The organism is Polaromonas sp. P1_E3, from assembly GCF_056405935.1.
Window position 1 is genome coordinate 1 of sequence record NZ_JBFUBD010000213.1, and the last position, 4,814, is coordinate 4,814.

Below are 4,814 nucleotides of genomic sequence, written 5' to 3' on the forward strand. Positions count from 1 at the left end.
ACAAAAAGTCTTTGCCCAAGCCATGCTGGACCAGATTCACCAGCAATTCATCGCGGTGGTGAAGGCCGGCCGCGGCAAGCGCCTGAAGGAAACGCCAGAGATGTTCAGCGGGCTGTTCTGGAGCGGCCAGCAGGCGGTGGAACTGGGGCTGGCCGACCAGCTCGGGAACCTTGAATACGTGGCTCGCGAAGTGGTCAAGACCGACGAAATCATTGACTACACCCGCCGCGACAATGTGGCCGAACGGCTGGCCAAGAAGTTTGGTGCGGCGATGGGTGAGGGCGCCATGAAAGCCTTCAAGGCGATTCCGGCGCTTCGTTGAGTCATCGACGGTTTGTTAAAAGCCCGCGTCACGCGGGCTTTTTTATTGGCCTGGAGCCCTTTTTTAGCGACCGATGCCGAATACAGTTGGCAAATCCAGCGGCGCCTGGGGCTTGTCGCGCTTCCAGGTGGTGACCTGTGCGCTACGCGACCAGCCAGCGCCCAGCGTCAGCCCGCAACTCAATGCCAGCCGGGTGTTGCCCTGCAGTGTTTGCAGCAGCGACTGGAGAAGGGCGGCGTTGCGGTAGGGCGTCTCGATGAAGAGCTGGGTCTGGCCGGATTTCAGCGCCAGCGATTCCAGCTCGCGTATCCGCTGCACCCGTTCGGCCGGTGTTTGCGGTACATAACCGGCAAAGGCGAAGCTCTGGCCGTTGAGGCCGCTGGCGGCCAGCGCCAGCATCAGCGACATCGGGCCCGTGAGCGGCACGACTTCCACCCCCAGGTCATGCGCGGCGCGCACCACCGATGATCCCGGATCGGCGATCGCCGGCATGCCGGCTTCGCTGACGAGGCCGATGTCGCGGCCTTCCAGGGCTGCCGCCAGCAAGGGACGCGCGTCGAAGTTGCCGCCGTGGTCGCCTTTTTTATGCACTTCGCGCGGCAGTTCCTGAATCTGCTGGGACTGCAGCGGCGCGCTGAGCGGATGCAGCGCGTCGATGCGCTTGAGGTAGGCGCGCGTGCTTTTGGCGTTCTCGCAAATCCAGCAGTTCAGCTGCGACGCTATCCGGAGTGTCTGCAGCGGCATGACGTCCTGCAACGGCGCCTGTGTGTCGCAGCCGAAATCCAGCGGCGCAGGCATCAGGTAGAGCTTGCCCTTCGCTGCGGCGCTCATGGCCGGCCTCCCGACAACAGTTTGACGCCAGCCGCCTGAATCATCCGGCAGGTGCGTATCAGCGGCAGGCCGACCAGGGCCGTTGGGTCGTCGTTGTCAATGGACTCCAGCAATGCGATGCCCAAGCCTTCACTTTTGGCGCTGCCCGCGCAATCGTACGGTTGCTCGATGCGCAGGTAGTTTTCGATCTCGTCGTCGCTGAGATCGCGGAACTTGACCTTCACGGAGGCCAGGCTCTGCGCCTCATAGCCGCTTTGGAGGCACACCACGGCCACGGCGGTCTGGAAAACCACGGTGTGCCCGCGCATGCGGCGCAGCTGCGCGACGGCGTTTTCGTGGGTACCCGGTTTGCCCAGGGGCTCGCCGGCCAGGTCGGCCACCTGGTCGGAACCGATGACGACCGCGCCCGGGAAGGCCGCAGCCACCGCACGGGCCTTGGCCAGGGCCAGGCGCTCGGCCAGCGCGCACGGCGCTTCGTCGGGCTGTGGGGTCTCGTCCACGTTGGGCGCGGCGACTTCAAACGGGATGTGCAGCCGCTCCAGCAATTCGCGGCGGTAGCGTGAGGTTGAACCCAGAACAAGGGCGCGGTTTGTGGCGGGAGCGGAGGCAAGGGTCATGCCCCGATTCTCTTACACTGCATCCATGTCCAGATCCCTTCAGCCCAACCGACTCAACGTGACCGCTTTCGCCCAGGACGGCGTGACGCTTTCCGAAACCACCTTGCTACAAAATATGGAGCGCCTTGCGCAAGAGGCGCAAGGCCTGCAGGCCGATTCGGCAGTGAAATGGCAGGCGGCTGGCGAATTGCGCCCGCGTCCGGGTGCCGAGGCAGACGTCTGGTTGCACCTGACGGCAGAGGCTGTCGTTCCTTTAACCTGCCAACGCTGCATGGGCGTGGTTGATACACCCGTGGAAGTCGACCAGTGGTACCGCTTTGTGGCCAACGAAGACATCGCCATGGCTGAGGACGACCAGTCCGAGGAAGATCTGCTGGTGATGGAGCCCCAGTTTGATCTGCTTGCCGTGCTGGAAGATGAATTGCTGATGGCCCTGCCGCTCGTGCCCATGCACGAGGTATGCCCTGTCGCCCCCAAATTGCGTGCGGGTGCCAGTATTGATGGGGAGGAATTGGCTGGTGACCTTGGCGAAAAACCGAATCCCTTTGCTGTTCTGGCGCAACTTAAAAAGAAAAAGTAGTAATTTAGAACTACTTATTTCGCAAGTAATGGCTCCAGATTTGTCGGCATTTCGCCAGCCCCGGGCTGGAGTGATGAAATTTGTTCCGCATCAAGCTATAATCAAAGGCTTCGCGTACCAATGCGGTGAATACAGTGACATGGCGTTTAGGCGGCCTTGGGCTGATATTCAGGTCCAGCTATCTGAACTCGGATTTTGGTGCGTAATTTACCAACCTTACACCCCATCAGGAGCGGATCATGGCCGTCCAACAGAACAAAAAGTCACCTTCCAAGCGCGGTATGCACCGTTCGCACAACGCACTCACCGTGCCAGGCATTGCCGTGGAATCCACCACCGGCGAAACCCACTTGCGCCACCACATCAGCCCCACCGGTTTCTACCGTGGCCGCAAGGTGCTGAAAACCAAATCCGAAGCGTAATTCCACGCTTTGAGCATGGCCCGCACTCATCCTGCGGGCCTTTCTTTTGCCTGAATTCCCTATCTTGACTGCGCCGGTCGCCCCATGATCAGGATTGCTGTCGATGCCATGGGCGGCGATATCGGCCCAGCCGTCACGCTCCCCGCCAGCCTGGCTTTCCTGGATGGCCACCCAGACGCATCTGTGGTGCTGGTCGGCCAGCCCGAAGCGCTTGCCGCGCAACCGCTGTACGCTCGCCTCCAGGCCCATCCGCGTTGCCGAATTGTTCCGGCGAGCGAAATCGTCACCATGGACGATCCCATCGAAATCGCCTTGCGGCGAAAGAAAAATTCCTCGATGCGGATCGCCATGAACCAGGTCAAAGACGGCGAGGCACAGGCCGCCGTGTCGGCCGGCAATACTGGCGCCCTCATGGCGATTGCCCGTTATGTCCTCAAAACGCTTGAGGGCATAGACCGTCCGGCCATTGCCACCCAGCTGCCCAATGCCTTGGGGGGCGCCACCACGGTGCTGGATCTGGGGGCCAATGTTGATTGCAGTGAAGATCATCTGCTCCAATTCGCCGTGATGGGGTCTGCTCTCGTAGCTGCCATCACCAGCAACCCCACCCCAAGTGTTGGCCTCCTCAATATTGGGGAAGAAGCAATAAAAGGCAGTGAAGTGATTAAAAAAGCAGGCGAATTGCTGCGATCTGCTTCTAATTCTGGCGATCTGAATTTTTATGGGAATGTTGAAGGCAACGATATTTTCAAGGGAACGACTGACATTGTTGTCTGTGACGGGTTTGTGGGTAATGTTGCCCTGAAAGCCAGCGAGGGTTTGGCCAGCATGATCGGCGGCTTCATCAAGGCTGAATTCTCTCGCAACTTCTTGACGAAAATGGCGGCCATCGTTGCCTATCCGGTGCTAACTGCCTTCAAAAATCGGGTAGATCACCGGCGTTACAACGGCGCGGCACTTCTAGGCCTGCAGGGCCTGGTATTCAAGAGCCATGGCTCGGCAGATACCTTCGCTTTTGAGACGGCGCTCAATCGGGCTTATGATGCGGCTCGGAACAATTTGCTTGAGAGAGTGCGCGAACGTATCGCCCATGCGGCCCCTCTGCTGGTTGCGGCGCAAACGCCGCCCGCTGATGTGTCGGTCGAGACCCCCTCAATGCCAGTTGACTCAGCAGTTTCAACATCGGCAACTCATTAATGACCCGTTATTCCCGCATCACCGGCACCGGCAGCTATCTGCCGCCGCGCCGACTGACCAACGCCGAACTGGCTGCCGATCTGGCGACCCGTGGCGTGGAAACTTCCGACGAATGGATTGTGGAACGCACCGGCATTCGGGCGCGCCACTTTGCAGCGCCCGAAGTAACCAGCAGCGACCTGGGTGTTGAGGCCGCCAACAACGCTCTTCAAGCCGCCGGCCTGAAGGCCTCCGATATTGATCTCATCATCGTGGCGACTTCGACCCCGGATATGGTGTTTCCCTCAGCGGCCTGCATTTTGCAGAACAAGCTGGGCATCGCCGGTTGCGCGGCTTTTGACGTGCAGGCTGTGTGCAGCGGATTCGTCTACGCGTTGACCGTGGCCGACGCCATGATCCGGACCGGCTCGGCCAGCAAGGCGCTGGTTATTGGCGCGGAAGTGTTTTCGAGGATCCTGGACTTTTCGGACCGTACCACCTGCGTGCTTTTCGGCGACGGCGCCGGCGCTGTAGTGCTCGAAGCCTCTGATACTCCTGGCATTCTTGCCAGTGACCTGCATGCCGACGGCAAGCATGTTGGCATTCTGTGCGTGCCCGGCAATGTGTCGGGTGGCCAGGTCCTTGGAGACCCTCTGCTGAAGATGGATGGCCAAGCCGTGTTCAAGCTGGCGGTGGGCGTGCTTGAGAGTGCTGCGCGTGCCACGCTGGCAAAAGCCAATTTGACGGATGCTGATATCGACTGGCTGATCCCGCACCAGGCCAATATCCGCATCATGCAGAGTACGGCCAAAAAGCTGAAGATGCCGCTTGAGAAGCTCATCGTCACGGTCGACCAGCACGGAAAT

Annotated in this window: 7 protein-coding genes; 5 read left to right on the forward strand and 2 right to left on the reverse strand. The window is 60.3% G+C overall.

Features of this window, described 5'->3' with window-relative positions:
- On the forward strand, positions 1–322 hold a 322-nt coding region (locus tag AC1D0Z_RS16130), incomplete at its 5' end, for a S49 family peptidase (protein ID WP_477659234.1).
- A gap of 63 nt (positions 323–385) precedes the next feature.
- Here AC1D0Z_RS16130 and AC1D0Z_RS16135 read toward each other — a convergent pair.
- Complete coding sequence (locus AC1D0Z_RS16135; protein WP_477659235.1) at positions 386–1,153, reverse strand: SAM-dependent methyltransferase; 768 nt, start codon at positions 1,151–1,153, stop codon at positions 386–388.
- Positions 1,150–1,770, reverse strand: a complete 621-nt coding sequence (locus tag AC1D0Z_RS16140) for a Maf family nucleotide pyrophosphatase (protein ID WP_477659236.1) — start codon at positions 1,768–1,770, stop codon at positions 1,150–1,152. The genes AC1D0Z_RS16135 and AC1D0Z_RS16140 overlap by 4 nt, the downstream gene beginning before the upstream one ends.
- 25 nt (positions 1,771–1,795) lie before the next feature.
- On the opposite strand from AC1D0Z_RS16140, the gene AC1D0Z_RS16145 reads away from it, so the two are divergent.
- From AC1D0Z_RS16145 to AC1D0Z_RS16160, 4 genes are all read left to right on the forward strand, one after another.
- A complete protein-coding gene (locus tag AC1D0Z_RS16145; protein ID WP_477659237.1) occupies positions 1,796–2,350 on the forward strand; it encodes a YceD family protein in 555 nt (184 codons plus the stop codon).
- 239 nt (positions 2,351–2,589) lie between these two features.
- Complete coding sequence (gene rpmF / locus AC1D0Z_RS16150; protein ID WP_007873878.1) at positions 2,590–2,772, forward strand: 50S ribosomal protein L32; 183 nt, start codon at positions 2,590–2,592, stop codon at positions 2,770–2,772.
- A gap of 84 nt (positions 2,773–2,856) precedes the next feature.
- The gene (gene plsX, locus AC1D0Z_RS16155) at positions 2,857–3,969 is read left to right on the forward strand and encodes a phosphate acyltransferase PlsX (protein WP_477659238.1); all 1,113 of its coding nucleotides are present in this window, start codon (positions 2,857–2,859) and stop codon (positions 3,967–3,969) included.
- A partial coding sequence (locus tag AC1D0Z_RS16160) for a beta-ketoacyl-ACP synthase III (protein WP_477659239.1) occupies positions 3,969–4,814 on the forward strand: 846 nt, incomplete at its 3' end. The genes plsX and AC1D0Z_RS16160, both read left to right, overlap by 1 nt.